Below are 26988 nucleotides of genomic sequence, written 5' to 3'. Positions count from 1 at the left end.
AGGCAGAAGATGAACTTAGCTAACCGTATTACCTTGTTCAGGATATTGCTGATTCCCCTGTTCATTGCGCTTTTCCCCATTTACCCGGACGGATGGGTCAACCAATTCCCGATCCTGGCCTATTTAGAGGTGCATGGTGTTTTTTATGCAGCTATAGTTTTTATTATGGCTTCTATAACAGACAAGCTGGACGGGTACGTGGCGAGAAAATATAACCAGATTACCAATTTAGGAAAGCTGCTTGATCCGTTGGCAGATAAGCTGCTTGTTGCTGCCGCGCTGATTCTAATGGTGAGTTTGCACATGATTCCTTCTTGGATTGCTTTTTTAATATTGGCGAGGGAAGTTATAATGATGGGTGTCCGTATCGCCGCTTCAGCGCAGAAGGTAGCTCTGGCAGCCGATAAATACGGCAAATGGAAGATGGTCCTACAAGTTGCTGCAATCTCGGCAATTCTTTTGAACAATGCGCCCTTCAGCCTGTTTACTTCCTTCCCTGTTGACCTAACCCTGATGTATGGTGCATTAATCATTACCGTATACTCGGGTTACAACTACATTAAGAACAATTATCAGCTGCTGCAATTGGAGACTCATAAATCACATCATTAAAAAAGGAGGTGCCCCATGAACACTAATCCAAGCCAGCCCCTGGGGCATGAACCGGTTGCGCTGATTACCGGGACCTCCAGCGGATTCGGGCTGCTGACGGCAATTACGCTGGCTCGCAGAGGGTACCGGGTCATTGCCACCATGCGGGATCTTGGCCGCAGCAAGGAGCTGGTTCAGCAGGCTGAGCAAGCGGGGGTGCGGGAGCGCATTCATCTGCTGGCACTGGATGTCACGGACGAAGCTTCGATTGCGTCTGCTGTTCAGGCTAGTCTTGAGCTCGCCGGCAGAATTGATGTGCTGGTGAACAACGCCGGCTTCGCCGTAGGCGGATTCGTGGAGGAGGTCAGCATGGAGGCTTGGCGAGGGCAGATGGAGACTAACTTTTTTGGCCTGATTGCCGTAACGAAGGCGGTGCTTCCTCTAATGCGGGTCCAGCGCAGCGGCCTAATCATTAACGTGAGCAGTGTCAGCGGACTGAGCGGATTCCCGGGCTATGGTCCGTATGCCGCCTCGAAGTTTGCGGTGGAAGGGTTCAGCGAGAGTCTGCGGCAGGAGATGCTCTCTTTTGGCGTCCGCGTTGTACTGGTTGAACCGGGCTCCTTCCGTACCCCCATCTGGGACAAAGGGATTACAGGTATGCACAGAAATGAAGGCTCCCCGTATCACACCAGGCTTGAGGAAGTGCTGCGGTACTCCCGGCGCGCGTCCGAGACGGCTCCCGATCCGCAGGAGGTAGCTGATCTGATTGGACGGATCACTGCCAAACGTGCACCGAAGCTGCGCTATCCTGTAGGCCGGGGCTCGCGGGTGCTCATGATCGGCAAGGCCCTGCTTCCCTGGAAGGTGCTGGAGGGGATTATCTCCAAATCACTGCGGGCAATGAAATGATAGCATGACAGAACAGAATAGGGGGGGATGCTTTTGCCGGGAACGGTTGGATTACATATATGCTTTGATGAGCAAGGCCGGGAGATTGAGGTGCTGGATGTGACCCGGGTCGACAAGGACACCTACCGGATTGAGGAGACGCCGATTTTTAACCCGGGGATTGCGCTTGGCGACATTATCCGGGTGAGTGAGCGTGAGGGGATCGCGTATTACATTGAGACGGTGAAGAAGTCCGGGCTTGTCCGGTATGCCTGGCTGCTGAGCAAAGAAACGGCGGCTTCCGGCGAGATCCGCAGCTTCACGGAGCGGGTTACAGAGCATGGGGGCAGATGGGAGCAGATCTTCGGGGGACTGCTGGTGATTTATTTGCCTAAGCACTCTGCTGTAGACGCGGAGCAGGAAATGTCGCGGATTATTGAGCATTTTGAAGGCTAATTATACGAATCTGAGGTGAAGGGAATTGAAGAAATTCTTGAAACAGTGGGTGCCGAGCATTGCCATTGGCATTATTCTATCCTTATTTATCCGTACCTACGTAGCGGAAGCAATGCGTGTGCCTACCGGCTCGATGATTCCGACTATAGCGATTAACGACCGGCTTGTGGTGGACAAAATGCTCTGGAATACCTCGCTGAAGCATGGCGATATCGTGGTGTTCCATCCGCCGGTTGCCGAAGATGCGCATAAAAGATATGTAAAACGGCTGATCGGTCTGCCGGGCGATGTGATTGAGATCAAGGAAGGCAAGCTGTACCGTAACCAAGAGGCCATTGCTGAGCCGTATCTCCAGGAAGCGATGACCTATACCTTCGGGCCGGTCACCGTTCCCGCAGACCATTATTTTTTCCTGGGCGACAACCGTAACGTCAGCTATGATGCTCACTTATGGGAGACTCCGTTCGTAGACAAGGATGCGCTGATCGGCAAAGTACTGTTCGATGTGAACCAGTTGTTCTAAATCGGGTAGTCGACCACCACAACGTTCTCCAGGATTCCCTCCAGCATGGATACGAACTTCTGATGGGCCGGATGAGGCCCGTAGGCACGCAGGGCTTCCTGACTCTCAAAGGTCACGCGGAGCCCCAACGTATAGCCGTGGACATTCTCCTGCTCCTCGGTCACATTAACGCCTGCTGTAAGGTCGATGATGCCGGGGATTTGCTTTTTTAGCGCCAGCAGTGCTTGTAACAGGTCTTGCTCCTGGATTGGTTCGAATTGCTCTTTGAAGCGGAAGACGACGAGATGCTCATACATAATGGATTGATCCCCCTTGGGCAAAGTGTTGGACTGCATTAGCGATTATACTACAAATTGGACGGATGGAGGTTGAACAAGTTGACCAGAGATTCACTAGCCATAACCGACCCTATCAAGGCTCCTAAGTCTATTCAAACCTTGATAGCTATTCTGATCCCCATTATTTTTCTTTCGCTATCCCCCGGCCTCGATCCGGATAGGCATTTCTTTTTATACTACTTCAGACTGGGGTGGATAGGTGTCTGCTGCGTAGCCTTCCTCTTCATTCTCGTTAACGCGCTGCGGAAGGAAGGCCGGCTTCAGTGGGGGACGGATTCGCTTATTATTCGCAACGAGCACATCTCCGCGTCAGGGATTAAGGTCATTTACATAGATGGTCCGTTAGTAGGAATATTACCTGCAGGCAAACGGATTGTCCCGGTTAATCTCTGTTTCAGGTTCACAGAAGACACGGCAGCGGTGAGGAAGAGACTAATGAACTGGGCGGAAGAGAACGAAATTAGGCTGAAATACAAGAGATTTGTCAAATGGCTCTGAACAGAATATGGAAAGGCGTCTAAAGACAGGGATTCTATAGAACTAGATTGCTTGGAGTTTGTGACTTTCACCGGATTGTTACTTTACCGTCTGTTGACTATGATCAAGTGGAGCATAACGGAATATTCCTATCAAGCGGAAACAGCTTTGCCGTCCTTTCAAGGGCGGCATCCGTCTCAGCGAGAAATAGAAGGATAAGTTACCGTGTGAAACCTGTAAGTTCATATATTTAATACAAAAGGGGTGCTGGTACTTGAAAGTACATGTCACGGATCTGAAGCACGGTGATTGTCTCATGGCAGACACTTTCAATGGTGTAGGGCTGCACGTTCTCCCCAAGGGGACGCGTGTGGAACGGGAAGAGATTAGTATCCTGATCCGGCACAAAATTGATTATGTCGATATCGAGCAGCGCAGCGGGCTGAATACGGATGAAGAAGCTGCGCCCAGCCACGGGCTGCACGATGATTTTGATCTCGCTATTTTGAATTATGAAGCGATTTTTCTGGAAGCCTTGACGAAGGGCAGCTTCTCGCAGTCGGCAGTCGATGATACGCTGAAGCCGCTGCTGGAGACGTTGGAAGGGCAAAAGGATGTTGTCTCCCTGCTGCTCCTGTTGGACCGGGATGACATCGATACATATCACCACTCGTTACAGGTGGGCTTATTATCCTATTATATTGCTGCGTGGATGGGTTACTCCAAGGAGGAGCGCTTCTTGATCAGCCGTGCAGGCTACCTGCATGATATCGGCAAAAGCCAGGTGCCCCTGTCGATCCTGAACAAGCAGGGTCTGCTGACGGATTCCGAGAAGGATGAGCTGGCACGGCACACCTTCTATGGCTATGATCTGATCCGCGGCTCCAAAATGGACGAGGTTACCGCGCTGGTAGCCCTCCAGCATCATGAATATGAGGATGGTTCAGGCTATCCGAATCACTTGCTCAAAAAAGAGATCCATCCATACGCCCAGATTGTTTCCGTAGCCAACATCTATATGTCGCTCACCACCTCTACTGCGAACCGTCCCAAGCAGGGGCTGGTCACGGTGCTGCGCAAGGTACATGAGATGGGCTTCGGCAAGCTGAACGAGACGGTGGTGCAGGCATTGACCGGACATTTACTGCCGAGCTTCGTGGGCAAGAATGTACAGCTTAGCAACGGCGAAGTGGGCATGATCGTCATGAATAACCCGCTGGACCTCTTTAAGCCGCTGGTAAAAGTGGGCGAGAGCTTCCGGGATTTGTCGCGTGAACGCAGCCTGTCCATCGACGAAGTGGTGAACTGAATAACCGGATGAAGAGGCACTGTCCGCAGCGTCCTCTTCTAATGAACGGCCAGACTGTCCTTTTGGACGGTTTGGCTTTTTTTTATGTGCAGAAAGATGAAAGGAGCTAGCACGCAGGAGTCCCGGTGACCGGAGGAAGGTTTGTGTTCAAGCCATAGATTGGCTATGATTAATGAGAGATGGAAGAGTTGCATAGAGATAGAGATTCTAGTCAGTCTGTGCAGCAGCATAAAGGAGAAATGAAGATGCATACCGACAACCAGTTAGAGAAATTGAAGCAGCTCAAATATGAGCTTACCCGCTTTATGATGATTTACAAGTTCGCTCTTGCCGAGATGGAGACCAAGATTGATATCCTCAAAGAGGAATTCCAGCTCCTTCACGACTATAGCCCGATTGAGCATACCAAGTCCCGGATCAAATCCCCGGAGAGCATTATGAAGAAAATGCTGCGTAAGAACAGTGAGTTGTCCCTCCCACAGATCAGAGCCAGTATTAAGGACATCGCCGGGCTGCGGATCACATGTTCGTTCATTTCGGATATTTATCAGGTTAGCGCCATGCTGCAGAAGCAGGACGATCTCAAAGTGCTTGAGGTGAAAGATTATATTAAAAACCCGAAGCCGAACGGTTATCAGAGTCTGCATCTGCTTATCGAGGTTCCCGTATTCATGTCGGACTGTCAGGAGCATGTCTGTGTTGAGGTACAGATCCGCACGATAGCTATGGATTTCTGGGCCAGTCTGGAGCATAAAATTTTCTATAAATACAGCCAGGCGGTTCCTGAGCATCTGACCCGTGAACTTAAGAATGCGGCTGACAAGGCGTACGAACTCGATGTGCAGATGGAGCGGCTGCACCGTGAAATTAAGGAAATCAAGGATTCGCAGGAGGACGAAGATCCATTCTCCGAGTTGCGGGATATGATTCTGGGCAATCAGCAGTTCAGTCTGCCGGACAACTTTGTTAAGTTGTTGAAGGAATAGAATATGGAGGGTGGCTGTTAGAAGACGCATGCATAGAAAAGCCTACGTTACTGATCTGGATGGAACTCTGCTGAACTCGGAACAAAAGCTGTCGGCATACACTGTACAGGTGATTACAGAAGCGATGGAACAGGGAATGATTATCAGCTTTGCAACTGCAAGAGGATTTATCAGTGCTGACAGCGTAGTGGCAGATATCCCTTGGAGGTATCCGGTGATTCTTTATAATGGTGCGCTTATCTATGACAGCGTAGCACGTAGGGTGATTGACGGCTACTGGCTGGATCCCGCTATTTCCGGGGGAATTATAACGCTGGGGCGGGCTTATGGAATCACCCCTTTTCATTTTTTGCTGGATGCAACAGGCAGTGAGCGGGTGTTGTATGAAGCTCCTACCCGGACTGGTGATGTGGAGTTCTGTAATTCCCGGAAGAATGATGTGCGTTTCCGTCAGGTAGAGATGCTTGAATGTCCTGCCGGGTACCGGACCGTTGTAATGACTTTTATAGGCAAGTTGGAGGACCTGGAGCCGCTTCACCAGAAGGTGCTTGAGCGCTTTGGCGCAGAAGTTCATATTCATTTTATGAAGGATATATACATAGAGGATCATTATTTTTTGGAATTTAGCCATCCGAATGCGAATAAAAGTCAAGGGCTTAAGCTATGGGCACAGCATATGGACCTTCTTGCCACGGATATTGTGGTGTTCGGCGATCACTTGAATGATCTGGGCCTGTTCGCTGCGGCCGGGACGAGTGTTGCGGTTGAGAACGCTCAAGAGGAGCTCAAAGTAATTGCACATGTAATTACAGCATCCAATAATGATGATGGTGTAGCAGTGTTTCTCGCGGAGACTATGAACAAGGGAGCGATTACAGGATGAGTGACAAGCGTCTTCGTACCATTGCAGTGAACCAGGCGGGTTATTCAAGCGGAGGAGATAAGCTGGCTCTGTTCTCCGGTGATAACCCACGTTATCATATAATTGACATAGCAAGTGAGAATGTGGTATTCACCGGACAGACCGGGGCTTATATTGAGGATAAGCCCAGCGGCTGCCGTGTACGCAGCGGAGATTTCTCGGCGCTTACCTCACCCGGGAAGTACCGGATCGAAGGGGCGGAGGGCGAGCAGTCCGCTGCATTTGTTATTGCAGACAAGCCGTATCAGGAGCTGCAGCAGGGATTGCTGAAGGCCTTCTATTACTACCGCTGCGGCGTGGAACTTGACGGAGAGTATGCGGGAGCCTGGGGGCATAAGGCCTGCCATCTGGCAGAGGGTACAGTCATCGGCCAGCCTGGGCTGAGTCTGGACAGCAGCGGAGGGTGGCACGATGCGGGAGACTACGGAAAATACTCCGGGCCGGGAGCGAAGGCCGTAGCAGATCTTCTTCTGGCTTGGGAGCTGTATCCTGCGGCATTTGCTGGTGTACATACGCTTCCAGAGAGTGACGGCAGCCTGCCGGATGTCCTGCTGGAATGCACAGTGGAGCTGGACTGGCTATTCAAAATGCAGGAGTCCGGCAGCGGCGGGGTCTACCACAAGCTGACCACGGCGCATTTCCCCGGCCTTGATGTGATGCCGGAGGAGGATACTGCGGAGCTGTATTTCTCGCCGGTCTCTGCGGCTGCTACCGGGGACTTCGCCGGGGTGATGGCTATGGCGGCGCGGATCTACAAGCCGTTCGATGAGGCATATGCGGCGCGGTGTCTGGAAGCCGCGCGGGCTGCCTGGAGCTGGCTGACTGCGCATCCGCATGTACCAGGCTTCACCAATCCGCGAGGGATTACCACGGGGGAATATGGCGATAAGGTTGACAGCGACGAGCGCTTCTGGGCAGCGGCGGAGCTATTCCGCACGACAGGAGATGAACAATTCCACAGTGCGGCGCTTGAGCTTGCCAAGCTGCCGTTCTCCAAATACAGCTTCGGCTGGGGGGATATGGGCGGCTATGGCACACTGGCATATCTGCTCATAGGGGAGGCAGGCACGGAGCCATCTCTCTATGCTGAGCTAAGGGAGGGCTTGCTGGCAGAAGCAGACCGCCTGCTGCGGCAGAGCCATGACGACGGCTACAGAATCTCGCTGCTGGAGCAGGACTATATCTGGGGCAGCAATATGCTGGTCATGAACCATGCCATGCTGCTGCTGGCAGCGGAACATTTCAGCGGGGAACAGGAATATGCTGCTTGTGCTCTGGATCATCTGCATTACCTGCTGGGCCGCAATGTGCTGGGGATCAGCTATGTGAGCGGCTTCGGCGAACATGCGGTCATGCATCCCCATCACCGCCCGTCTGTGGGCGATCATGTGGTTGAGCCGGTTCCGGGCTTGGTGGTTGGCGGTCCGGACCGGGGACTGCATGATGAATATGTGAAGGAGCATTTGCGGCGCAAACCCGCAGCCCAGTGTTACGCGGATCACGAGGACAGTTATTCTACGAACGAGGTAACGATCTACTGGAATTCACCGGCATTGTTCGTGACGGCGAGATTCAATTGCTGATCAGATAAGGAGACGGACCCATACAGTCATTCAAAGTGATTAGTCTGGATATGTTCCAGACCCTGGTGAATATTGAGAGCAGGCGGGCAGAGGTCTGGAGGCCGATTCTCCAGCAGAAGTTCAGTGAAGCAAGGGCACTGCAGCTCGGCAAGCAATTGCTGAGCCGTTATTATGCCGCAGCCTGCGAAGCCCGGGAGGCGGGTACTTTTATCAGTAGCAGAGAGATTTATTACAGAGGGTTTCAGAGCGTATTCCAGGAGTCCGGTTTGGATTGCGATTGTGAGCAGGCAGTGGATAACCTCTTTGCCCAACACCGGCTGTCTGAAATGTACGAAGACACAGAGGCCTTCTTACAGCGCATATGCCGGGATTATCAAGTGTGCATTGTAAGTGATACAGATGATCTAATGCTTCCTGAGTTCTACCGGAATTATCCCATCGCGCTGTTCACCTCTGAGACGTATCAGTCATATAAGAATGACACGCATAACCGTATGTTTACTGAGGTGATAACCCATTATGGGGTGGAGCCGGAGCAAATTATCCACATTGGAGACTCTGCGTCAGATATTCTCGGAGCAGCCAGAGCCGGAATCAAATCCTGCTGGCTCAACCGGAACGGTCAGCCCTGGGAGCTTGAAGTCAAGCCGGATGTTACAGCGGGAACACTGGAAGAGGCCTATGAGCTGATATCCAGAGAACAATAACAAAGGAGCCGTGAGCGAAATGAACGACAATGTGGAAGAGCAGGAGCTGGAATTGTTAAAATACCCGATTGGAAGATTCGCCGCTAAGGGGAACCGGACAGCAGAGGTGCGGGAAGAATCGGTTGCGGTCTTTAGGCAGTTGGCAGAGGAGCTGCGGGCAGCAGTCCAGCCGCTAACGGCGGAACAGCAGCATACCCCTTACCGGCCGGGCGGCTGGACCGTGATTCAGGTCGTGCATCATCTCACCGATACGGGCATGTACGCGTACCTCCGCTTCAAGCGTGGACTGACGGAGGAAGCGCCGCTGGTTCCAAGCTACAGACAGGATCTGTGGGCGGAATTGAGCGATTCTTCCAACGAACCGGTGGAATCCTCACTCCAGCTCATCGGACTGCTTAACCGCAGATTCGCGACCTTACTGGAGTCCTTGCAGCCTGAGGATTATGACCGGACCTTCGTAAGCGGCGGTCTTGGTGAGATGACACTGGATACTGCAGTGGAGAGGTACATCTGGCACAGCCGTCATCATATCGCGCAGATTACAGCATTGATCCAGCGAAGCGGCTGGTAAATGATAACTTTGTTTTAGCATAAAAAGACGGAGGGGTTGTGTACCCTACGTCTTTTTATTTTGTCCGCCGGAAAAGGGTGTGGAGGCCCGACGAGTATACGAGGAGTCTGGGATGTATGCGGAAAACAGCATACATTCGGGCGGATACGGGGCCTCTGGTTAAAATGTATGCGGAAAACGGCATACAATAGCACAGGGCGGAACCGGGCCCTACGAGACGTTGCTCCTTTTAGGGTTGCAGCCCCATCCAGCCCAGCCCGGCCCGTCCGCCTAATCTATTATCGAATGAACCTGTCACCTGGGCATGGGCGGATACATATCCTATAACCAGAACGATAAAAAAACGGCCCCGAGGAAAGGACGGATATGTGTGACCTCTTATATGGACTATACGTCGCCCAATACACAGTTTACGTTTGATATGAATGGCAACACCTTATTCAAGAAGGATGACTGCAATTATATCAACGTACTGGGCATCAAAAATCTGAACACCCTGGAGAATACTTCGCTGCTCGATATCTATCTCAGCAGATCCAATGTGGTCGAGCCGCATTATCATCAAAATGCCGCTGAGCTGGTCTATTGTATCTCGGGCGCGGCAGTGGTGTCACTGATCAACCCGTTTACGAACGAGCTGCTGCATTTTCCGATCACTCCGGGTCAGGTTGCCAATGTGCCGCAGGGCTGGTGGCATTATGAAGTGGCCACGATGGATTGCACCCATCTGCTGGCGATCTTCGATGCCCCTACACCGGAGGTCATCCTCGGTTCGGATCTTCTGAGCCTAACCCCGGCTAATGTGTTGGCACATACCTATTGCCTTAATGAAGCGCTGGTTAAGGAAGCACTCGCTCCGGTGAAGCCTCAGACCTTCATTGGTCCGCCTGCGGATTGCTGTCCCACTGCGAAGGCGGCAGCCGAGAATATGAAGGGAACCCACATCGCTCCTGCCAATATGGCGCCGATGATGGCTAATGCGAACATGCAGCCTTACATGCACCAGCAGCAGGCTCCGCAATCCTTCGGATACCAGCCGATGGCGGTACATGGTTATTATGCGCAGCCATATGCCCAGCCCTACCGCCAGCAGCAATACGTCCAGGCTACTCCGCAAGCTGTACATGAGGCTGGAACCGAATAACAGAATCCAAACAGCACCAACGGCAGCGTATTCTGTGAATACAGAATGACGCTGCCGTTTTTTTGCGAATATAAGAACTTATATGTTTCACATTATAACTTAGCTTGTCTTCAGTGATTCTTATCTGGAACCTGGAAGGAATGCAGATAATTCTGAATATCCTCCTGCGGGGTCTCGAGCAGACCGGCCAGCATGCTTTGAATAGCATACAGGGCCGCAACCTTTTCGTCGATTTCGGTGATTTTGTCGCGGACGAGTTCCTTCAAGGTCTCTTCATCCATCTTCGAGCCGAGCAGGGCAAGCGCCGCCTGGATTTCTTTCAGTGAATAACCCAGTACTTTGGCATCCTTGATGAACTTCAGCTTCACCAGAACATCTGCAGAGTAGATCCGGTATCCCTTAGCGGTCCGCTCCGGCACTGGCAGGATCCCGCTGTCTTCATAGTAACGGATGGTTGCCGCACTCAGCCCCGCCTGCCGCGCCAGCTCCCCACGGGTCATTCCCTTCATTTGGCATTCCTCCTGTATTCGATATCTATCTACCTCCTATGGTCGCTTGTGCGTGAAGGCCGGGTCAAAGGTTACTTCCGGGTATTCGGCCGAAGGACCGTTCAGCAGCACCTGCGGCTCATTTAGCAGATACTGATCGAAGAATGACCGGACATAGGTTCTGTTTATATCTACAGTATGCACCGGATCAAGGCCGTTGGCGAATAAGGAGGGCGACAGCAGGGCTATATCCGTAAAACTCTGGTGAATGAAATGATCCACTGTCAGATAATAGGTATCCCTGGTGCTGCGGCTCATAACCGACTTCAGATCCGGTGTGAACTCTTCATAGATCAGGGGATCTGTGTTCGCTTCGGGATGTGCAAGATTCTGCGCAGTCGTGCCGGACATCACGTACATAAAAGGCTGCGTCAGCCCTTCATGGGCAACCTTGCCCCAGAACCCGCCTTCCAGACTGACACCTGCCTTGAACCGTTTGTCTTGGGCTAAAGCTTCGGCCGTTGTTGCCCCGCCATAGGAATGGCCGAAGATCCCCGTACGGCTAAGATCCAGCCTGCCCTGGAACAATCCATTCGGGTCCTGTACATTCCATGCGGTCAGGGTGTCGAGTACAAAGCTGGCGTCTGCTGCACGAATGGCAATTCCGCTCACATTGTAGTTGTAGAGCGCTGCGGAAGTATCGAACTTCGGATCAGGCACGTAGTAGACCGAAGCGCCATCCGGGTAAGTGACCTTGGCTGAGGTATAAGGATGATCCATCCCTACGACAATATAGCCGTGGCTGACTAATTCTTCGATAATCGACATACTCTGAAATCTGGTGGAGCGGATACCTGGCGAGAACAGCAGGACCGGATAGCTGGCTTCGTGTGCCGAGAGCTTCACTCCGTTTGCAACATGAGTCGGAATATAGGTGACATGGCTGAATAGCTGCTTCGGCAATCCGAATACAAGGCTAATCGCTTCGCCCAGTGCAGAGGGGTAATGCTCCTTAGGCTTGCCCTCAGTCTGATCAGGATCGGCTGGATACCATACATTAACCATCAGCTTCCGTTTGCCGCCTTCCTCAGCGCTCAGCGTCTCGTTACGCTGCTCATCGATAAGCTCGCGTGCGATCGTTCCGATGGCATATTGCCCAGTTGGCTCGGGTTGCGTGAACATCGGGAGCAGTCTGGACGCATAGACGGATACTCCTGTAAGAAGGAGGATGAATATCAGCAGCAGACTCTTCCATAGCTTCGGATACCGCTTAGGCGGGCCCGTCCGGGGATGCCTCACAAGTCTGAATCCGAGTATGGTCAACAGCCCGAGCGCTGCGGCGTAGGCTGGAGCCATCTGGATCCGGTAATTCTCCAGCACCCCATGCAGCATCAAAGCTATAACGACAGCCAGCAGCATGAAGGTATCCAGCCTCCGGTTTTTCTTGGTCCCTATCCTTCCTGCTGTAACAGCCAGAATCACCACAATGACTACAATCTCAAATATTCTCATTTGTACTACCTCCATACTCTATTCATCTGGAACAATTAGAGTATAAAGGTTGAAGTATACTTCAAGGTCAAGGCTTGATTTAATATGCCGGGCACATATGCAAAAAAAGACGGCAGCCCGTTCCGGATTCGGAAGCGAACTGCCATCCCAACTGCTGACACTCGTCATGTGAGACTAAGATAAGCGGACAAGCACGCGGCCACGGGTGCCTGACTGGAGAATATCCTGAAGCGCAGCAGGCAGCTCAGTCAGCGAAATCTCACGGTCCACCAGCGTATCCAGCACCGCAGGCTTCATGTCGCCTGCCATGCGCTGCCAGAGCTTGGCCCGTTTCTCCATAGGGCAAGCTACGGAATCGATGCCGAGCAGACTGACTCCGCGCAGGATAAACGGCAGGACGGTGGTCGGGACAGCCGTGCCTGCGGTTAAGCCGCTTGCGGCCACTGCACCGCCGTAGGCGATTTTGCTCAGGACAGCAGCCAGCGGGGCGCCCCCGACTGAATCTACTGCTGCCTGCCAGAGCTGCTTGTCCAGCGGCTTCACCGCACTGCCCGCGACCTCTTCGCGGGAGATGACCTCGGCAGCACCCAGCTCCTGCAGATACCCGGCTTCATCCGTTCTGCCGGTACTGGCAGTAACCTGATAGCCCAGCTTAGCCAGAATGGCGGTTGCTGCACCTCCGACACCGCCGGTGGCACCGGTGACGAGCACTTTTCCCTGGTCAGGCGTCATGCCTTGAGCTTCCAGTGCCTGCACAGACAGCGCCGCCGTGAATCCGGCCGTGCCATAGATCATCGCTTCCCGCAGCGTCAAGCCCTCTGGCAGTTCAATAACCCAGTCCGCAGGGATACGGGCGTATTCGCTGAAGCCGCCGAAATGGGAGACGCCGATCCCATAGCTGGTAGCAATGACAGACTGGCCTTCGCGGAACCGGCTGTCCTTCGATGAGACTACCGTCCCTGACAGGTCAATCCCCGGAATGAACGGATAATTTCGCACAATATTCCCATTCGGGATGCTTGCCAGCCCGTCTTTATAGTTTACACTGGAATAAGCTACTTTAATTAACACTTCACCGGCAGGCAGTTCCTCCAGGGATACCGGTCTAACCTCTACGGAGAATGGTTCTGTCTTGTCCACTACCAATGCTTGAAAAGAGTTCGTCATAACTTCTCGCTCCTAATCCATGCTGTATTGTTCTTAAATAAGAATTCATAGGCTTCGTGCCATTACTATTGTGCCCTGTCAACTAAGGAAACACAATGATATCCAACACTAAATGGTTACAAAGGAGCGTTCATATGAGAGTGAAATTGCATAAAACCGTGCTTACCGCAGCAATTTGTCTCGTTCTGGGCGGGGGAGCACTGTACGTATCTGCTTCATCCGATCCCGGCCCGGCAGTACACCGGTTGCGGCTAAGTGAGGATGAGCCTGCGCGGTATCTGCAAGGGCTTGCGGCTGTGACTCTGGATCAGCTGGAGCTGACGCTGGGTGATCAGAGCCGTCCGGGTAATTATATCAGTATCCCTAATCATACAGAGCTGCTATGGAGGAAGCCAGTGCCCACTCCGGCTGGTGAAGGGGAGCTGATCAAGTTCATACAGGAGGGGAGTGCGGTCTATCCTGCTCCTGAAGTTACTTATTATTGGCTGTGTTATCAGCGTCCCGGCAAGAGTGACAGCGATGATACGGTCACCTACTATATAGAAGCGAAAGTATTGGGGCAAGATGAAGAAGCGGCCGAGGATGAGCTGTTAAAGCTTGCTAAGGATTGGGAAATTCCCGGATAACCCGGATTTAATTGTGAACAACATGTGAACTGTAGTATATTGAGGATAGAATTCATTCGTCTGATGAGGGAGGCATACTCTATGTCCATTGCAACAACGATGATTATCCGGCTAGAAATCCGTAAGGCCGAAGCTTCTTTTGGCGATGTGGCGTCCAGGCTGGCAGCAGCCGGCGGCGATATTGTAGCGATTGACGTTATACGTGGCGGCAAGGATGTGACGACCCGTGACCTGACCGTGAATGTGCAGGATGCGGCGAATGAAGAGATTATCAGCGTGCTGAAGAATATGCCTGGAATCAAAGTTATCAATGTCTCCGACCGCACCTTCCTGGCTCATCTCGGCGGCAAAATCGAGGTCACCCCGAAGATGCCGATCAAGAACCGCGAGGATCTGTCGCTGGTGTATACCCCAGGTGTGGCCCGTGTCTGTACGGCGATTGCCGAAGATCCGTCCAAGGCATATTCCCTGACGATGAAAAGAAATACGGTAGCAGTCGTCACCGACGGCACCGCTGTACTGGGGCTTGGCGATATCGGACCGGAGGCGGCGATGCCGGTGATGGAGGGCAAGGCCATGCTGTTCAAGCAGCTGGCGGATATTGACGGGTTCCCGCTATGTCTGAACACTAAGGACACGGAAGAAATCATTCAGATTGTGAAAGCGGTTGCTCCCGGCTTCGGTGGGATTAATCTGGAGGACATCAGCTCTCCGCGCTGCTTCGAGATTGAACGGCGGCTGTCGGCGGAACTGGATATTCCGGTTTTCCATGATGACCAGCACGGAACAGCAGTAGTTGCTCTGGCCGGATTACTGAACGCGCTCCAGGTCGTGGAGAAGAAGATTGCAGACTCCAGAATCGTAGTCGTCGGCATCGGTGCGGCAGGCGTATCGATATGCCGTCTGCTGCTGGCGGCAGGTGCCAAGCATCTCTATGCGGTAGACAAGGAGGGGATACTGAACCGGAACGAATCCTACACCAATGCTGAATGGAGCTGGCTGGCCGAAGCCACGAATCCTGAGAATCTGAGCGGAGGACTGGATGAGGCGGTGCGCGGAGCAGATGTCTTCATCGGTGTATCCAGAGGAGGGATTTTGCAGGTTAGCCATCTGCAGAGCATGGCCAAGGACAGCATCGTGTTCGCTATGGCTAATCCGACCCCGGAGATTGAACCGGATCTGGCGGAGCCTTACGTCCGGGTGCTGGCAACCGGCAGAAGTGATTACCCTAACCAGATTAATAACGTGCTGTGTTTTCCGGGGATTTTCCGCGGGGCGCTGGACTGCCGGGCGAAGACGGTGAATCTGGAGATGAAGCTGGCAGCGGCGCAGGCCATTGCAGCAGTGGTCCACCCGGATGAGCGGAATGAGCAATATATTATTCCGAGCATTTTCAACGAGAAGGTCGTGGAGCAGGTACGTCTGGCTGTAATTAAGGCCGCCATAGCGACCGGCATCGCCCGGCGCATTCCGCCGGATGTGAGCTGAACGGGAATCATTAACCGGAACAGCTCTGGATAAGGGCAAGGTGAACAAGCTGCGGCCTTGGGGCTGCGGCTTGGTTTGCGTCTGCTTTTGCGAAAAAGTATATAGTTGGCAAATATAGAAGCCAGGATGCCAGGGTCAGGGAGTGATAGGTTCTGGACTACGGCTTACGCCGGTGCTTAAGGGAGAGGTGTGAGATACGTCTGGCAGGAATTAGATGGATTTTGTACACTTGCTGCTGGCCATTGGGGGCATGGCAGGGCAACAATTGGATAAACAACACTTAAATATCGTGATTCAAGTAAAGTGTTCAAAATCTGAGTTAACAGTTGTGCTTTTTCCACTTGTTTCCTGGGAATTCCCGAAATTCGAGAAATTAAGATGCGTTTATCCACTTGCTTCCAGCTGGGGGGGCGGCGAGCTCTTCAGTGGCAGGCTACGCTGTTTATATATAAGGAGCAGCATGGTAAAATATACAAATGGATACAATGATTCATCATTCAGGAGGGCTTATGTACCGCAGAATTCATATTATGGGAGCTTCCGGGGCGGGAACAACTACTTTGGGCAAGGCGCTGGCGGCGAGGCTTCCGCATGTACATCTGGATAGTGACGATTATTTCTGGGAGCAGAAGTATACGAAGCAAAGTGTTGTGGCAGAGCGTCTGAACAAATTGCAGGCAGATATGGCGCAGAATGAGCCATGGATTCTGTCCGGTGCGGTCTGCGGCTGGGGGGATTCGCTGCGGGATACCTTTGACCTGGTGGTTTTCCTATGGATTCCTGAGCAGGTTCGTCTGGAACGTCTGCGGGCGCGGGAGTATGAACGATACGGTGATGAGGGTCTGCCGGGCGGAGATAAATATAAGGATGTACAAGAGTTTATGGCTTGGGCGGCACTGTATGATACGGCAGGACCGGAGGTCCGCAGCCGGACGCTGCATGAGGAATGGATGGCCGGGCTAAGCGGTGATCTGCTGCGGCTGGAAGGGGATCTTACGGTGGAGGAACGGGTGGAGGCAGTACTGCAAAACCTATCCCGTTCAAGCTAATGTATTTAATGGGAAAAGGGGGCTGACTATGAAGAAAATACTGCGTGCGCTGCTGCTTCCGGCAATTCTGCTACTCCTACTAACGTCCTGCAATACGGAAACGACCTATTTCAACTATACCTTCAAGGGCGAGGGGGACACCTGGACGGGTGTCTATAAGCAGGAGGCCAGCCAGAAGCTGATTACCAAAAAGAACAAAGTAAGCAGTGAAAGCTCTAAGCGGTATAACTTAGTACTGCGCTACAAAGGCGACCAGTCTGATCTCGAAGAGATTAAACAGATGAGATATACGTTTAAAGCTAAGCATAGCAGCGGCAGCCAGACAATTGAAGGACCTGTGGCAGTGGCAATGCTGAAAATGAGTGCTTCTGGAAATGGATCTGTTGAGAAAGAGGACTCCGCCATTAAAGTCACTGTCGAGTGGGACGGAAAGAGTGAGGAGTTTGAACTCAAGAATGAGAAGTAGGGGATTAGGAGATTGAAGCTGGGATTGATTAGACATTTCAAAGTAGACCTGAAACCGCAGCGGACTTGGCTGACAGGGGAAGAATTCAACCAGTGGCTCCAAGAGTATGAATTAGCACCTATTCAGGCTCCTGAGCATGAGCTTGGCGGGCAGCGCTGGACCCTCTGTCTGTGTAGTGATCAGGCGAGGGCGGTACATACGGCAAGTTATTTTGAGGCTCAGAGGTTTGTATATACAGAGCTGTTGAGGGAGATTAGCGTGACGGCACTGCGGCTCGGGAGAATTAGGCTTAGCAGACTACGTCTGCCTGTATCTTTTTGGCTTATACTTGGACGTTTGTTCTGGTCGGTAGGTCATTCTTCTCAACCTGAGAGCCAAGCCGCTGTTCTGCGGCGAGCGGATAGAGTAATTGATTCTCTGCTTGTTGATAATGAGGCGGCTGCGCAAGAAGGCTGTGTCCTAATTGTCAGTCATGGTGCGTTCATGAAGGTTCTAGACCGCAGGCTCCGGCGCAGGGGCTACGAGGCTGACCGGATGCTTTATCCGCGTAATGGTCAATTATTTATGTATGAAATGAAGGAATAGTTCCACTACAATATGAGAGCGGAGGCAACCTGCCATGGTAACCATCGAACAAATCGAAATCGCATCACTGGAAGCATTAAACACACTCTACAATGAATTAATGGGCGGACGGGCGGACCCGGTGAAGCTGGAGAATGCCTTTCGGACAATCCGGGAGGATGAGCGGTATGTGCTGCTGGGTGCTTTTGTGGACGGGGAGTTGCTAGGCTCTTTGATGGGAATCGTCTGTCAGGACTTGGTGGGGGATTGCCGCCCGTTCATGGTCATTGAGAATGTGGTCGTATCTTCGCGCGCACGGCGGCAGGGGCTTGGCAAGAAGCTGATGACTGCGATCGAAGATATTGCGCATGAACGGGACTGCTACTATATCATTTTCGTGTCGGGAGAGAAGCGGAAGGAAGCGCATATTTTCTATGAGACGATGGGGTATAGAGAGGAGAAGGTCGAGGGGTACCGCAAGCATCTCAGCTCGCATTAGGGTGGGGGAAACATATGATTCAAGGGAAACTTACAAGTGTAGGAAATCATAAGTTGTATCACAGTATTATGGGTGAAGACAAAGGCTTGCCTCCAGTAGTGTTGGAGCATGGCTGTGGTTCTTCCGCGTTGTTCTGGTCGCTTGTTGCTCCTGAGGTTGCTAAGGTCACCCAAGTTATCGTATATGATCGTGCGGGCTATGGCTGGAGTGAGCCAGGACCGTTCCCGCGTACCAATGAGCAGTGCGTAACTGAGCTGTATGAGCTGTTGCAGCAATCTGGAACGAAAGGTCCTTATCTAATGGTCGGTCATTCCTATGGCGGATTAAATGTAAGGCTGTTTGCCGGGAGATATCCGGGGCTAGTGGCGGGAGTGGTGCTAGTAGATTCGATGCATGAGGATGAAGTTACAGCGCGGTTTCCGGAAGAGCATGTGAAGGGGCAGCTTATGGCGGTGAGGTTCTATCGGGCTATGAATTTGCTGTCCAGAACCGGGTTGTTAAAGGTCTTGTCCGCATTGAGAAGCTTCCCCGGTTTCTCTGCTGCCATTAAGCCTTTTTCGAAGCAGACGCAAGCGCTGTTATGGAGATTATCCTTTCAAAAAAAGACTATAGCGGCCATGCACAGCGAGTTCGCTAATGTTCAGCCCGGCTATGAGCAGGTGAGGGAACTGAAGCAAACCGATATTCCATTGACCGTTATCAAATCGGAAATAGTCAATGACTTCTATCCGGGGACTTCGGAAGATACGAAGCGGACCATAAGAGAGAAGCTGTGGGAAGTGGCAAATGAGCTGAAGCATACCTCAACTAACAGCCAGCTGGTTGAAGCACGGGGCAGCGGGCATAACATACATATTGAGAAACCGCAGGTTATTATCGATGCAATAGTGCAGATGCTGCGGCCCCATCATTAATAAGCTATTTCCAAAGCTGGGACACACAGGTTCTAGCTTTTTTTGTTGTTACAATTCAATTCTCCACTAAGTGTCAGGTTTCATCACCGCTCCTCCCAGAATTTAAATTTGACCATCTCCATGATAGCGCTTTATAATCCGTTCATAGTGGCTAGGGCCAGAGGTTAAGAATAGAGAAGGCGGGGGAGAATCATGAATCCAATATGCAAGGTGCTGATTGTGGACGATGAAATCCTGGTCCGGCAAGGGATTAAATATGTGCTGGATTGGGAACAGGAAGGATTTCAGATCGTGGGTGAAGCGGCCAACGGGCGGGAAGCGCTGAATTCGCTGCAGACCCTGCAGCCGCATATCATCATTACGGATATTGTCATGCCGGTGATGGATGGCGAGGAGTTAACCCGGCTAGTGAAGCGCGATTATCCGGCCACCGAGGTCATTGTGTTAAGCAGCTTCAGCGAGTTTCATTATGTGCGCTCGACGTTCCAGCATGGTGTGGCGGATTATATACTGAAGCCGAAGCTGGAAGCCGGGGCCTTATTGCAAGTGTTAAAAAAAACCAGGGACCGCATCCCGGGACTGAGTGCCGCCGGAGGACAAACGGAGGCAGAAGCATCGCCGCTGGATACTCTGCTTGGCCGGATGGTGTCAGGTTACCGGCTGCCGCCGGAGAGTGAAGCGTATGTGAAGCAGCAGCTTCCACATAACAGCTTCACGCTGCTAGGCTGGGAAACGGTGCAACCAGCACCGGGCGGCGAAGCCATTAACCGTAGCACCTTACACGCTACCAGCAGTACCAACGCCCATGACTCCACCATCTTCAGCTCTATCACCGGTGAACTCAACCAGCATGTTGCCGGACTGAAACAGTGCGTTATTCCATGCGCAGAGCCTTCGGGCACTACGTTCATGCTGATCAATCTGGAGGAAACCCATTGGCCGCAGCTGCTGGAGGCTGTACACCAGTTGGCCGATACACTGGCCGGGCAAGAAATGGAGCTGCGTCTGTCGCTGAGCCGGAGATTCAGTTCGCTCAGCGAGCTGGCGGCCATCCTGCAGGAGAGCAATTCGAGATTACAGCAGTGCCGGTTCTTCCGGCCGGAGCAGACCCTGCTAATCCAGCCGGAACGTCCAGATCAGGAGACTGCGCTGCCCAAGTTCAATCTCACCTCCTTCACAGAGCAGCTGAAGCGGCAGCAGCTGGCGGAAGCTTTCGGTGACCTGCATCAGCATGCAGATGCACTCAGCCGCCAGAATGACGGGGATGTGTATCAGTTCAAGTCCTTCCTGGGCAATATGATCTTCAATATTACGAACCAGTTCAGCCACCTGCGGGAGCTGGAGGAGGGGAAATACAGCCTGTTCCGGGCCATAGATGAAGCGGGTACTGCCGAGCAGGCCATGCAGATACTGGATGATTACCTGAGCCGGATCATAGAGCTGACTTCATCTGCAGCACCAGCACCGGGCAGCAATGCCAATATGACGAAGCTGCTTCAGTACATAGAGGAGCACTATGCTGAGCCGTTAACCCTTACGGAGCTGGCCCGTCATTTTCATTTCAACTCTTCCTATCTGTCGAGCCTGTTCACGACCTACAATCACGAGGGCTTCAAGGAGCATCTCAATACGGTCCGCACGGGCAAGGCGGCAGAGCTGCTGCGGGCCGGAGAGGCCCCTATAGCAGAGATTAGCAGCATGGTCGGATATGGAGACCACAGCTATTTTTGCAAAGTGTTCAAGAAATACAACGGTTTGTCCCCGAGCAGCTACCGGCGTCAGCATTACGGGCAGGAGTAGAGCGTATGCGCAGATACTGGGAGCGGTTCAAATTTCACAGCCTGTTCATCAAAATCTTCATCGTCATGCTGATCAGCATCATCGCTGTAGCCATCGCTTCCTCCTGGACGACCGTCCGCATGTCGGAGAAGTTGTTCATGAATACCTTTAGCATTACGAATTCCAAGGTGATCAGCCAGATTAAGGCAAGCTTTGAAGCTTTTCATTATTCGATCGTTACGGCTACCAATAATGCCCAGCTAAGCGGCACGATCCGCTCCTTCCTGTCTGAGGAGGACTCGGACTCTCTGCGGATGCTGCGGACCTATTACAATATGACCACGCAGATGAAGAAGATTCAGTCCACTCTCGATGCCTACCAGGTCGGGATCAAAATCATGGGCAAAAACGGCCGCAGCTACTCCACCAATACGAATAATCTGCTAATGAGTGACCGGGAGCTGCAGCAGCACGAGCTGACACGGAATACTTTGGCTGAGCCGAAACGGCTGATGTACCAGTTCTATGAGGAGACGGTGCAGGATTCGCCAAAGAAGGAAGCGGTGATCGTAGGCAGCAAAGCGCTGATGGACCGGACGACCGGCGATATTTACGGGACGCTGTATTTTACCATTCATGAACGGGATTTCCGCTCCTTCTACGGGAGCTTTGCCAGTACCGGGAACGATGTATTGATCCTCAATAAGCAGGGTATGATAGTGTCAAGCAACCGTAGTGATCTGATGGGTCAGCAGGCGGGGGATCTATTACAGGTGGCCAGCGAGATTGAGGAGCAGCAGCTTGCTTACCAGAACATTGATTTCCAGGGCACCGATACAATCCTGATTGCGGATTATCTGCCGTCTTATGATTTCTATATTGTGAACCTGATCGATAAGCAGACGGCCCTCGGCCAGATGGTCAACGGTAAAATGGTGGTGCTGTTCTGCTCAGCTATCGTGGCCGTGGCCCTGATCGTGGTGTTCTTGATCTTCAGAAGGCTGACCCGGTCGCTCACGCTGCTTACCCGGCAAATGTCCAAAATCACCGAGCGTAACTTCCACAATTACATTACGGTTACAGGGAGCTTTGAATTTCAGGAGCTGGGGCATGCCTATAACTATATGCTGGACGAGCTGAATGAATATGTCGAGAAGCTGGTGGATACGCAGAAGGAGCAGCGGAATGCCGAGATTGCGGCCTTGCAGCATCAGATTAACCCGCATTTTCTGTACAATACACTGGCTTCGGTCAACTTCCTGGTGCAGCAGGGCAGTCAAGAGAAGGCGGTGCATACAATTCATGCCCTGATCTCGATGCTGCAGAATGCGCTGAGCAATGTCAGCGAGAGCATCACAGTGACACAGGAGCTGGAGAATCTGAAATCCTATGTGTTCATCAACCATGTGCGGTACGGCGAACGGATCAGGGTGAATTTCTTCGTCTCCCCGGATTGTATGGACTGTCATCTGCCGAAGCTGATTATTCAGCCGTTTATTGAGAATGCCTTCTTCCATGCGTTTACGCGCAAAAACGGCGGATATATCCATATCCTTATCTCCCAGGATGCCGGATCTCTGCTCTGTGAGGTGGTGGATAACGGGGACGGAATGGATATGGGAGCGGCTGATCTGCCTATGTCCGGCCTGGCGGGGAAGCGCCAGCTGTTCACCGGAATCGGTATTAGGAATGTGCATGACCGGCTGGTGCTGATGTACGGCGAAGAGTATGGAGTCACCATTAAGAGTGCGCCGGGGGAGGGAACTGCCATCCGAATCCGCCTGCCGCTGATGAAGAAGTGAGATTATTACCATTTTCTAAAAAAAGAACAAACAGCAATCAAGGTAACGCTTACAATTAGGCGATAAAATGACCAATCCCCATAAAGTAAGTTCTAACGGGTCCACCGGAGCGGATGATAAGATTACTTATGTAATAAATAAGCGCTTACATTCAAACGAGATATAGTAAAGCGCAATCAAAGGGGAGGCTTACCAATGAAAAAAGGCTTTGCGTTAGTCCTGATTTGCCTGCTACTGCTTACGGCCTGCAGTTCGAACTCCGGGTCCAAGAATTCCGGCAATACGGCTGCGGACACAGGAAAGACAGAGAATACAGCAGCTACAGAGCCTTCACAGGCGAAGGAAATTACAATTTGGGCTTGGGACCCTGCATTCAACATCGCCGCACTGGAAGTGGCCAAAGCAGAATATGCCAAGACAAACCCTGATGTAAAAATTAACATTGTGGAATATGCACAGGCAGATATCATCCAGAAGCTTAACACTGGGCTGAATTCCGGAACCACCAAGGGTCTGCCGAACATCGTGCTGATTGAGGATTACCGTTCCCAGAGCTTCCTGCAATCGTACAAGGATTCCTTCTACGATCTGAGCAGCTCAATCAAGGGCACCGACTTTGCGGATTACAAAAGCGGACCGACCAGCCTGGACGGCAAGCAGTATGGAGTTCCTTTTGACTCCGGCGTTACCGGCCTCTATCTCAGAACCGACTATCTGGAGCAGGCAGGCTACAAGCTGGCCGATCTGCAGGATATCGACTGGAAGCAATATATTGAAATCGGCAAAGCTGTGAAAGAGAAAACCGGCAAGGCGTTGATTACGCTGGACCCGAACGACCTCGGACTGATCCGGGTGATGATTCAATCCGCAGGCGAGTGGTACCTGAAGGAAGACGGCAAGACGCCGAATATCGCGGGGAATGCACCGCTTAAGGAAGCTTTTGAAACCTATAAAGAGTTGATGGAATCGAACGTAGCCAAGGTGCATGCAGACTGGAGCCAGTTCGTAGCCGCCCTGAACAGTGGCGATGTAGCATCCGTGCCGACAGGCAACTGGATCACCCCATCGATTACGGCTGAAGCGTCACAATCCGGCAAGTGGGGCATCGCACCGCTTCCGAAGCTTACTGTGAACAAATCTGTTCATGCCTCGAACCTGGGCGGAAGCTCCTGGTATGTCATGAACGTGGATGGTAAGGAGACGGCAGCAGACTTCATGGCGAAGACCTTCGGCTCGAATGTTGAAATGTACCAGAAGCTGCTCACGGACATCGGTGTCATTGGCACCTTCAAAGCGGCTGCGGGCGGAGAGGCTTACAGCCAGGCCAATGAATTCTTCAGCGGCCAGAAGATTGTATCGGATTTCGCCGCCTGGACGGAGCAGATCCCAAGCGTCAATTACGGAATCAACACGTATGCGATTGAAGACATTCTGATTGTAGAGATGCAGAATTATCTGAACGGCAAGGATATTGACAGCGTGCTGAGCGATGCCCAGGCCCAGGCCGAGTCACAGATTAAATAGTTAACTCTCATACAGTGACCTTGGGCGTGGCCTGCAGCTTCCGGGAGTTCAGGAGGCGGGCGGCGTCCGGGGTTTATTTTAAATATAAGAATTGATATGTTTCACATGATAAATTATCCTTCTATTTCTCGCTGAAACGGTACCGTCCTTAAAAGGACGGCAACGCCGTTTCCACTTGTATGATAAGGAAAGGACTGGGCAGCTGTGCATCAAACAAATTCCAAACTAAGATTCCGCACCAAAAGCGTTTTGACCGGATGGTCCTTCGTCCTGCTTGCGGTCATTCTGATCTTCGTCTTCTATTTCTACCCGATGCTTCAGGCACTTATTCTGTCGTTCCAGACGGGAACGGGCAGCAATCTTACGTTTACCGGCTTCGATAACTATTCACGGCTTCTGTCTGACAAGACATTTATTGTATCGGTTAAGAACACCTTCATCTATCTGCTGGTTCAAGTGCCGCTGATGATCATCCTTGCGCTGTTTATCTCGGTGCTGCTGAATGACAGCAAGCTGAGATTCAAGGGGTTTTTCCGGACGGCGATCTTCCTGCCCTGTGTCACTTCACTGGTTGCGTATTCTGTAGTATTCAAGTATTTGTTCTCCGGCAATGGCCTGGTGAATACGATGCTGCTGAAGCTCCATCTGGTCAGTGCCCCGATTGAATGGATCACCGATCCGTTCTGGGCCAAAATCACCATTATCATAGCGATCACTTGGCGCTGGACGGGTTACAATATGATTTTTTACCTGTCGGCCCTGCAAAATATCGATCACTCCATCTACGAGGCCGCCAAAATTGACGGAGCATCGTCTACCCGCCAGTTCTTCGGAATTACGGTCCCGCTGCTGAAGCCGATCATCCTGTTCACCTCCATTACCTCAACCATCGGGACGCTGCAATTGTTCGACGAGGTCATGAATATTACGAAGGGCGGCCCGGGCAACGCGACCCAGACGATCTCCCAGTACATCTACAATTTGTCGTTCAAATATGCAGCAGACTTCGGCTATGCAGCCACCGTATCGTATTCGATCGTCATTATGATCGCGCTGCTGTCGGTCATCCAGTTCAAAGTGGCAGGTGAAAAAAATGGATAAAAGTAAACGTTTCTTCATGTATCTGTTCCTGAGCATCGCGGCCATTGTCTCTATCTTTCCATTCCTGTGGATGGTTGTCAGCTCGACGAACCAGTCGGTGGATGTCACCCGCGGGCGGCTGCTGCCGGGTACCCATCTAATGGAGAATCTGCGCAAGCTGCTGGACACCACGGACCTGCAGGTATCCCTGATGAATTCAGCGAAAATCTCCATAACCACCACGCTGCTGGCGCTGCTGATTGCTTCGCTGGCCGGCTACGGCTTCGAGGTCTTCCGCAGCCGCTCGAAGGATATCGTATTCAACATTCTGCTGCTGTCGATGATGATTCCGTTCGCCGCGCTGATGATCCCGCTGTACCGGATGTTCGGCCAGATCTCGAACGTCTTCCCATGGATGGGCATTGATACGATGACCTCGGTCATTCTGCCTACCGTGACTACCGCATTCCTGATCTTCTTTTTCCGCCAGAGCACGAAAATGTTCCCGAAGGAGCTGCTGGAGGCCGGCCGGATGGATGGGCTTAGCGAGCTGGGCATCTTCCTGCGCATCTACCTGCCGACTATGAAGACGACTTACGCCGCTGGGGCGATCATTACGTTCATGTCGAGCTGGAATAACTATCTCTGGCCGCTGATCGTATTGCAGACGCCGCAGACCAAGACCATGCCGCTGCTCATCTCCACTCTCGGCTCGGGCTACGCCCCGGACTATGGGATGATTATGATCGCGATTGTAATCGGCACGATTCCTACTGCACTGGTATTCTTCGTGATGCAGAAGCAGTTTGTGGCTGGGATGATCGGGTCGGTGAAGTGAACTGGAGTTACTCTCTATATTGGGAATAGTCGTGGCTCCGGGGATCGTTTGGACTTTCGGCCGCTGTTGTCTCCAGATTTCTTGATTCAAGCCGCTTCCAGCGGTTGAAATCCGGAGACAAAGGCGGACGCTATCGCTCCTACAGTTCCAAACATCCCCTCCGCCACTCCTCCCAAATAGGGGGAAGCTCAAGTTCACTTACTGTGGGGGGAGGCAGGTGGGAAAGCCCTCTAATTTTATCGATGCGAGATAAATATAAGGAAAACCAATACGCCTTACGTATTGACATATCGCAAATCATCGATATAATAAAAATTATGAATCCAATTGATGTATTTAAAGCTTTATCGAATGAATCCAGGTTACAGATCTTACAATGGCTCAAAGAGCCATACGTTCATTTTAAACCCCACGAAGGAGTGGATATGGAGGAAATTGGGGTTTGTGTAAGTCAAATAACCGACAAGCTGAACATGACTCAGTCAACGGCCTCTCAATATCTTACGATCTTGCAGCGGGCAGGGCTGATCACCACAAAGCGTATAGGCAAATTTACGTATTATCAGAGAGACGAAGAAGCCATACGGCAGTTAGCTCAGTATACGATGACTGACATGTAAGAGAGATGAAACTGAGTTCTGTACACAGAATTCAGCTTTTTCTCAGCACTATGATTCGACATTTCGCGATATCTATT

Annotated in this window: 29 protein-coding genes; 25 read left to right on the top strand and 4 right to left on the bottom strand. The window is 51.9% G+C overall.

Features of this window, described 5'->3' with window-relative positions; translation table 11 throughout:
• Nucleotides 1–9: 9 nt before the first annotated feature.
• The 4 genes from pgsA to lepB are packed head-to-tail and all read left to right on the top strand — an operon-like array spanning nucleotide 10 to nucleotide 2458.
• Complete coding sequence (gene pgsA, locus C162_RS14125; RefSeq protein ID WP_036695109.1) at nucleotides 10–612, top strand: CDP-diacylglycerol--glycerol-3-phosphate 3-phosphatidyltransferase; 603 nt, start codon at nucleotides 10–12, stop codon at nucleotides 610–612.
• A gap of 15 nt (nucleotides 613–627) precedes the next feature.
• Nucleotides 628–1500 (top strand): SDR family oxidoreductase, encoded by an 873-nt coding sequence (locus C162_RS14120; RefSeq protein WP_051493489.1) that lies wholly within the window; start codon nucleotides 628–630, stop codon nucleotides 1498–1500.
• A 33-nt stretch (nucleotides 1501–1533) separates the two neighbouring features.
• Nucleotides 1534–1935 carry a DUF4265 domain-containing protein gene (locus tag C162_RS14115; protein ID WP_036695108.1) on the top strand — a complete coding sequence of 134 codons (402 nt, stop codon included), beginning with the start codon at nucleotides 1534–1536 and terminating at the stop codon, nucleotides 1933–1935.
• A gap of 25 nt (nucleotides 1936–1960) precedes the next feature.
• A complete protein-coding gene (gene lepB, locus C162_RS14110) occupies nucleotides 1961–2458 on the top strand; it encodes a signal peptidase I (RefSeq protein WP_036695107.1) in 498 nt (165 codons plus the stop codon).
• Here lepB and C162_RS14105 read toward each other — a convergent pair.
• Nucleotides 2455–2754, bottom strand: a complete 300-nt coding sequence (locus tag C162_RS14105; protein ID WP_036695106.1) for a Dabb family protein — start codon at nucleotides 2752–2754, stop codon at nucleotides 2455–2457. The genes lepB and C162_RS14105 overlap by 4 nt on opposite strands.
• An 81-nt stretch (nucleotides 2755–2835) precedes the next feature.
• On the opposite strand from C162_RS14105, the gene C162_RS14100 reads away from it, so the two are divergent.
• From C162_RS14100 to C162_RS14065, 8 genes are all read left to right on the top strand, one after another.
• Complete coding sequence (locus C162_RS14100; RefSeq protein ID WP_036695105.1) at nucleotides 2836–3294, top strand: hypothetical protein; 459 nt, start codon at nucleotides 2836–2838, stop codon at nucleotides 3292–3294.
• A gap of 253 nt (nucleotides 3295–3547) precedes the next feature.
• Nucleotides 3548–4582 carry an HD-GYP domain-containing protein gene (locus C162_RS14095; protein ID WP_036695104.1) on the top strand — a complete coding sequence of 345 codons (1035 nt, stop codon included), beginning with the start codon at nucleotides 3548–3550 and terminating at the stop codon, nucleotides 4580–4582.
• A 245-nt stretch (nucleotides 4583–4827) separates the two neighbouring features.
• Nucleotides 4828–5568, top strand: a complete 741-nt coding sequence (locus C162_RS14090; protein ID WP_036695103.1) for a GTP pyrophosphokinase — start codon at nucleotides 4828–4830, stop codon at nucleotides 5566–5568.
• Nucleotides 5569–5596: 28 nt separating this feature from the next.
• Complete coding sequence (locus tag C162_RS14085) at nucleotides 5597–6451, top strand: HAD hydrolase family protein (protein WP_036695101.1); 855 nt, start codon at nucleotides 5597–5599, stop codon at nucleotides 6449–6451.
• Entirely contained in the window at nucleotides 6448–8073 is a 1626-nt protein-coding gene (locus C162_RS14080) for a glycoside hydrolase family 9 protein (protein ID WP_036695100.1), read from the top strand. Before C162_RS14085 ends, C162_RS14080 begins: the two co-directional genes overlap by 4 nt.
• A gap of 35 nt (nucleotides 8074–8108) precedes the next feature.
• Nucleotides 8109–8780: an HAD family hydrolase gene (locus C162_RS34370; protein WP_051493487.1), complete on the top strand. Its 672-nt coding sequence runs from the start codon at nucleotides 8109–8111 to the stop codon at nucleotides 8778–8780.
• A gap of 19 nt (nucleotides 8781–8799) precedes the next feature.
• Nucleotides 8800–9351, top strand: a complete 552-nt coding sequence (locus C162_RS14070; RefSeq protein ID WP_063829015.1) for a YfiT family bacillithiol transferase — start codon at nucleotides 8800–8802, stop codon at nucleotides 9349–9351.
• 370 nt (nucleotides 9352–9721) lie between these two features.
• Nucleotides 9722–10495 carry a cupin domain-containing protein gene (locus C162_RS14065; protein WP_442792437.1) on the top strand — a complete coding sequence of 258 codons (774 nt, stop codon included), beginning with the start codon at nucleotides 9722–9724 and terminating at the stop codon, nucleotides 10493–10495.
• A 110-nt stretch (nucleotides 10496–10605) separates the two neighbouring features.
• Here the strand turns inward: C162_RS14065 and C162_RS14060 are convergent, their stop codons facing one another.
• The 3 genes from C162_RS14060 to C162_RS14050 form a co-directional block, all read right to left on the bottom strand.
• Nucleotides 10606–11004 carry a MerR family transcriptional regulator gene (locus C162_RS14060; protein WP_036695099.1) on the bottom strand — a complete coding sequence of 133 codons (399 nt, stop codon included), beginning with the start codon at nucleotides 11002–11004 and terminating at the stop codon, nucleotides 10606–10608.
• 36 nt (nucleotides 11005–11040) lie between these two features.
• Nucleotides 11041–12495: an alpha/beta hydrolase family protein gene (locus C162_RS14055; RefSeq protein ID WP_036695098.1), complete on the bottom strand. Its 1455-nt coding sequence runs from the start codon at nucleotides 12493–12495 to the stop codon at nucleotides 11041–11043.
• Nucleotides 12496–12669: 174 nt separating this feature from the next.
• Entirely contained in the window at nucleotides 12670–13662 is a 993-nt protein-coding gene (locus C162_RS14050; protein WP_036695097.1) for an acrylyl-CoA reductase family protein, read from the bottom strand.
• 134 nt (nucleotides 13663–13796) lie between these two features.
• Between C162_RS14050 and C162_RS14045 the strand changes: the two genes are divergently transcribed.
• The 13 genes from C162_RS14045 to C162_RS13985 all read left to right on the top strand — a co-directional run bounded on the left by C162_RS14045 (nucleotide 13797) and on the right by C162_RS13985 (nucleotide 26911).
• The gene (locus C162_RS14045; RefSeq protein ID WP_036695096.1) at nucleotides 13797–14288 is read left to right on the top strand and encodes a hypothetical protein; all 492 of its coding nucleotides are present in this window, start codon (nucleotides 13797–13799) and stop codon (nucleotides 14286–14288) included.
• 81 nt (nucleotides 14289–14369) lie between these two features.
• Nucleotides 14370–15776 carry an NAD-dependent malic enzyme gene (locus C162_RS14040; RefSeq protein WP_036695095.1) on the top strand — a complete coding sequence of 469 codons (1407 nt, stop codon included), beginning with the start codon at nucleotides 14370–14372 and terminating at the stop codon, nucleotides 15774–15776.
• 509 nt (nucleotides 15777–16285) lie between these two features.
• Entirely contained in the window at nucleotides 16286–16825 is a 540-nt protein-coding gene (locus tag C162_RS14035; protein ID WP_036695094.1) for an AAA family ATPase, read from the top strand.
• Nucleotides 16826–16853: 28 nt separating this feature from the next.
• Nucleotides 16854–17291, top strand: a complete 438-nt coding sequence (locus C162_RS14030; RefSeq protein WP_036695093.1) for a hypothetical protein — start codon at nucleotides 16854–16856, stop codon at nucleotides 17289–17291.
• A gap of 12 nt (nucleotides 17292–17303) precedes the next feature.
• Nucleotides 17304–17876 carry a histidine phosphatase family protein gene (locus tag C162_RS14025; protein WP_036695092.1) on the top strand — a complete coding sequence of 191 codons (573 nt, stop codon included), beginning with the start codon at nucleotides 17304–17306 and terminating at the stop codon, nucleotides 17874–17876.
• Between the two features lie 34 nt (nucleotides 17877–17910).
• Entirely contained in the window at nucleotides 17911–18354 is a 444-nt protein-coding gene (locus tag C162_RS14020) for a GNAT family N-acetyltransferase (RefSeq protein WP_036695091.1), read from the top strand.
• Between the two features lie 14 nt (nucleotides 18355–18368).
• Complete coding sequence (locus C162_RS14015; protein ID WP_036695090.1) at nucleotides 18369–19268, top strand: alpha/beta fold hydrolase; 900 nt, start codon at nucleotides 18369–18371, stop codon at nucleotides 19266–19268.
• Between the two features lie 192 nt (nucleotides 19269–19460).
• Complete coding sequence (locus tag C162_RS14010; RefSeq protein WP_036695089.1) at nucleotides 19461–21068, top strand: response regulator transcription factor; 1608 nt, start codon at nucleotides 19461–19463, stop codon at nucleotides 21066–21068.
• A gap of 5 nt (nucleotides 21069–21073) precedes the next feature.
• Nucleotides 21074–22849 (top strand): cache domain-containing sensor histidine kinase, encoded by a 1776-nt coding sequence (locus C162_RS14005; RefSeq protein WP_036695088.1) that lies wholly within the window; start codon nucleotides 21074–21076, stop codon nucleotides 22847–22849.
• Nucleotides 22850–23044: 195 nt separating this feature from the next.
• Nucleotides 23045–24373 carry an ABC transporter substrate-binding protein gene (locus C162_RS14000; protein ID WP_036695087.1) on the top strand — a complete coding sequence of 443 codons (1329 nt, stop codon included), beginning with the start codon at nucleotides 23045–23047 and terminating at the stop codon, nucleotides 24371–24373.
• Nucleotides 24374–24577: 204 nt separating this feature from the next.
• On the top strand, nucleotides 24578–25474 hold the full coding sequence (locus C162_RS13995) for a carbohydrate ABC transporter permease (RefSeq protein ID WP_036695086.1): 897 nt from the start codon (nucleotides 24578–24580) through the stop codon (nucleotides 25472–25474).
• Nucleotides 25467–26291: a carbohydrate ABC transporter permease gene (locus C162_RS13990; RefSeq protein ID WP_036695085.1), complete on the top strand. Its 825-nt coding sequence runs from the start codon at nucleotides 25467–25469 to the stop codon at nucleotides 26289–26291. The genes C162_RS13995 and C162_RS13990 overlap by 8 nt, the downstream gene beginning before the upstream one ends.
• Nucleotides 26292–26608: 317 nt before the next feature.
• Nucleotides 26609–26911: an ArsR/SmtB family transcription factor gene (locus tag C162_RS13985; protein ID WP_036695142.1), complete on the top strand. Its 303-nt coding sequence runs from the start codon at nucleotides 26609–26611 to the stop codon at nucleotides 26909–26911.
• The last annotated feature ends 77 nt before the right edge of the window (nucleotides 26912–26988 follow it).

The sequence above is a fragment of the Paenibacillus sp. FSL R7-269 genome (assembly GCF_000517865.1).
In the GTDB taxonomy this organism is placed as follows: domain Bacteria; phylum Bacillota; class Bacilli; order Paenibacillales; family Paenibacillaceae; genus Paenibacillus_AQ.
Note: the sequence above shows the minus strand (reverse complement) of the source record. Positions and strands in the feature narration are given on the sequence as shown.

Excerpts from the sequence above, each read along its gene's own strand:
- pgsA (WP_036695109.1), top strand. The coding sequence starts at position 10 with ATGAACTTAGCTAACCGTATTACCTTGTTCAGGATATTGCTGATTCCC.
- C162_RS14120 (WP_051493489.1), top strand. The coding sequence starts at position 628 with ATGAACACTAATCCAAGCCAGCCCCTGGGGCATGAACCGGTTGCGCTG.
- C162_RS14105 (WP_036695106.1), bottom strand. The coding sequence starts at position 2,754 with ATGTATGAGCATCTCGTCGTCTTCCGCTTCAAAGAGCAATTCGAACCA.
- C162_RS14090 (WP_036695103.1), top strand. The coding sequence starts at position 4,828 with ATGCATACCGACAACCAGTTAGAGAAATTGAAGCAGCTCAAATATGAG.
- C162_RS14085 (WP_036695101.1), top strand. The coding sequence starts at position 5,597 with ATGCATAGAAAAGCCTACGTTACTGATCTGGATGGAACTCTGCTGAAC.
- C162_RS14080 (WP_036695100.1), top strand. The coding sequence starts at position 6,448 with ATGAGTGACAAGCGTCTTCGTACCATTGCAGTGAACCAGGCGGGTTAT.
- C162_RS14070 (WP_063829015.1), top strand. The coding sequence starts at position 8,800 with ATGAACGACAATGTGGAAGAGCAGGAGCTGGAATTGTTAAAATACCCG.
- C162_RS14060 (WP_036695099.1), bottom strand. The coding sequence starts at position 11,004 with ATGAAGGGAATGACCCGTGGGGAGCTGGCGCGGCAGGCGGGGCTGAGT.
- C162_RS14055 (WP_036695098.1), bottom strand. The coding sequence starts at position 12,495 with ATGAGAATATTTGAGATTGTAGTCATTGTGGTGATTCTGGCTGTTACA.
- C162_RS14050 (WP_036695097.1), bottom strand. The coding sequence starts at position 13,662 with ATGACGAACTCTTTTCAAGCATTGGTAGTGGACAAGACAGAACCATTC.
- C162_RS14045 (WP_036695096.1), top strand. The coding sequence starts at position 13,797 with ATGAGAGTGAAATTGCATAAAACCGTGCTTACCGCAGCAATTTGTCTC.
- C162_RS14040 (WP_036695095.1), top strand. The coding sequence starts at position 14,370 with ATGTCCATTGCAACAACGATGATTATCCGGCTAGAAATCCGTAAGGCC.
- C162_RS14035 (WP_036695094.1), top strand. The coding sequence starts at position 16,286 with ATGTACCGCAGAATTCATATTATGGGAGCTTCCGGGGCGGGAACAACT.
- C162_RS14030 (WP_036695093.1), top strand. The coding sequence starts at position 16,854 with ATGAAGAAAATACTGCGTGCGCTGCTGCTTCCGGCAATTCTGCTACTC.
- C162_RS14020 (WP_036695091.1), top strand. The coding sequence starts at position 17,911 with ATGGTAACCATCGAACAAATCGAAATCGCATCACTGGAAGCATTAAAC.
- C162_RS14015 (WP_036695090.1), top strand. The coding sequence starts at position 18,369 with ATGATTCAAGGGAAACTTACAAGTGTAGGAAATCATAAGTTGTATCAC.
- C162_RS14010 (WP_036695089.1), top strand. The coding sequence starts at position 19,461 with ATGAATCCAATATGCAAGGTGCTGATTGTGGACGATGAAATCCTGGTC.
- C162_RS14005 (WP_036695088.1), top strand. The coding sequence starts at position 21,074 with ATGCGCAGATACTGGGAGCGGTTCAAATTTCACAGCCTGTTCATCAAA.
- C162_RS14000 (WP_036695087.1), top strand. The coding sequence starts at position 23,045 with ATGAAAAAAGGCTTTGCGTTAGTCCTGATTTGCCTGCTACTGCTTACG.
- C162_RS13990 (WP_036695085.1), top strand. The coding sequence starts at position 25,467 with ATGGATAAAAGTAAACGTTTCTTCATGTATCTGTTCCTGAGCATCGCG.
- C162_RS13985 (WP_036695142.1), top strand. The coding sequence starts at position 26,609 with ATGAATCCAATTGATGTATTTAAAGCTTTATCGAATGAATCCAGGTTA.